Here is a 2,161-nt window from a genome sequence, read left to right as displayed (position 1 = left end):
ACATCAGCAAGCCGATCATCGCCGCGGTGAACGGTGCGGCGCTCGGCGGCGGAGCGGAGATCGCACTCGCCTGCGATCTCATCGTCGCGGCGCGATCCGCGTCGTTCGGACTTCCGGAGGTGCGTCGTGGACTCGTCGCCGGTGCCGGGGGCGCCTTCCGCCTGGTCGATCAGGTACCACGCCGGGTCGCCATGCAGATGCTCTTGACCGGCGAGGCCATCGACGCGGACCGTGCGCTCGAACTCGATCTGATCAACATGGTCGTCCCGGACGACCAAGTACGTTCCGCGGCTGCGGAACTGGCACGAACAATCGCATCCAACGCTCCACTCGCCGTACAGGCGGCGAAGCGGATAGCCCGCGGCCAGGACGGCGACGCGTGCCCCGGCGAAAGCGAACATTGGGCGCGTACCGCACGCGAGGTGGACGTCCTGATGGCGTCCTCAGATGCCGCCGAGGGTCCGCGCGCATTCGCGGAGAAGCGGCCGCCTGTGTGGTCCGGTCGCTGAAAAGGAAGACCTCCCAACCCTTCTCTGGACTCGGGCACAGGCTTCCTGCTAGTCTGCATGTTACATGCAACATGCAGGAGGTAAGGTGTCTGAGCAGAAGCCGACGGTTCGGTACGAGCGCAGGGGCGATCACGTCGCGTGGATCGTGCTGGACCGCGTAGAGAAACGCAATGCACAGAGCGTCCCGATGACGTACGAGATCAATGACGCATTCGATCGGGCAGCGCAGGATCGTGACGTGGCCGTGGTCGTCCTCGCGGCCGAGGGCCCGCACTTTTCGTCGGGCCACGACATCACCGATTCGAAGCGTTACGACGAGCCCGACCATTGCGTGAGCACCTGGGCGGGCTGGGAGGCGCCCGGCGCCGAGGGCCGCCTGGCCCGCGAACACGAAATCTACTTCGACATGTGCAAGCGCTGGCGGGACTTCGCCAAGCCGACGATCGCTGCGGTGCAGGGCAAATGCATCGGAGGCGGACTGATGCTGGCGTGGGTGTGCGACATGATCGTCGCATCCGACGACGCGCTGTTCCTCGATCCGGTGGTCGACTTCGGGATAGGCGGAGTCGAGTGGCTCGCGCACCCGTGGGAACTCGGCCCGCGCAAGGCCAAGGAACTGCTGATGACCGCGCAACCGTGGACGGCCGCCGAGGCCGCGGCGACGGGGATGGTCAATCATGTGGTGCCGCGTGCAGAGCTGGGCGAGTTCACCCAGCGACTCGCCGACAAGATCGCCGCCAAGCCGCAACTCGGCGTCAAGCTCGTCAAGCAGGCGATCAACGCGGCCGTCGACGCCCAGGGCCAAGCGAACGCGATGCAGACAGCATTCGGTCTGCACCAGCTGGCGCACGCGCACAACATGATTCAGTTCGGTGAGCCACTCGATCCGTCCGGCATTCCCGCGGCGATCCGCGCCTCTTCGGTCGCCACGAGTCCGGCCCCGCAGAGGGACGCGCGCTGATGAACCTCGAACTCGATGACTCCGAACACGCCTTCTACGACGAAGCCTATTCATGGCTTGCCGAGAACACGCCCACCGGAGTGTATGCACCACCCGGCACGCCCGAAGCGGTAGCGCGAAGCCGGGACTGGGACCGTCGGCTGTTCGAGGGAGGCTGGTCGGTGCTGACGTGGCCGGCCGAGTATGGCGGCCGTGATGCGTCGGTGATCGAATGGATCCTGTTCGAGGACGCCTACCACGCACTCAACGGCCCGTACCGCCTGTCCCAGAACGGGATTTCCCTTCTCGCTCCGGCAGTGATGGAGGTCGGGACACCGGCGCAGAAGGAGCAGATCCTGCTGCCGATGGCGCGCGGTGACGTGATCTGGGCACAGGCATGGTCCGAACCCGAGTCGGGCAGCGACCTGGCATCGCTGACCTCCCGCGCAGACCCGGTTCCCGGTGGATTTCGATTGAACGGACGCAAGATATGGAGCTCACATGCTCCCTCTGCGGACTGGGCATTCGGGCTCTTTCGCACGGGCCCGCAGGCGGACCGTCATCGCGGCCTCACCTATCTCCTCTTCCCCCTCTCCTCCCCCGGGATCACGATCTCGCCTATTCGCCGGATCGACGGGCACGCAAGCTTCGCCGAGATCCAGTTCGACAACGTGTTCGTGCCCGAGGACCAGGTCCTCGGCGACGTCGGCCG

At 66.0% G+C, this 2,161-nt stretch carries 3 protein-coding genes; all 3 read left to right on the top strand.

Annotated features, from left to right (window positions below; translation table 11 throughout):
• A partial coding sequence (locus WAW17_RS13260) for an enoyl-CoA hydratase-related protein (protein ID WP_422333427.1) occupies positions 1-509 on the top strand: 509 nt, incomplete at its 5' end.
• Positions 510-594: 85 nt separating this feature from the next.
• Positions 595-1,470 (top strand): enoyl-CoA hydratase, encoded by an 876-nt coding sequence (locus tag WAW17_RS13255; RefSeq protein ID WP_422333426.1) that lies wholly within the window; start codon positions 595-597, stop codon positions 1,468-1,470.
• Positions 1,470-2,161, top strand: a 692-nt coding sequence (locus WAW17_RS13250) for an acyl-CoA dehydrogenase family protein (protein WP_422333425.1), incomplete at its 3' end; no start/stop codon positions are given. The genes WAW17_RS13255 and WAW17_RS13250, both read left to right, overlap by 1 nt.

Origin of the sequence: Rhodococcus sp. (in: high G+C Gram-positive bacteria) (genome assembly GCF_049286785.1) — a bacterium.
GTDB lineage: Bacteria > Actinomycetota > Actinomycetes > Mycobacteriales > Mycobacteriaceae > Rhodococcus_F.
Note: the sequence above shows the minus strand (reverse complement) of the source record. Positions and strands in the feature narration are given on the sequence as shown.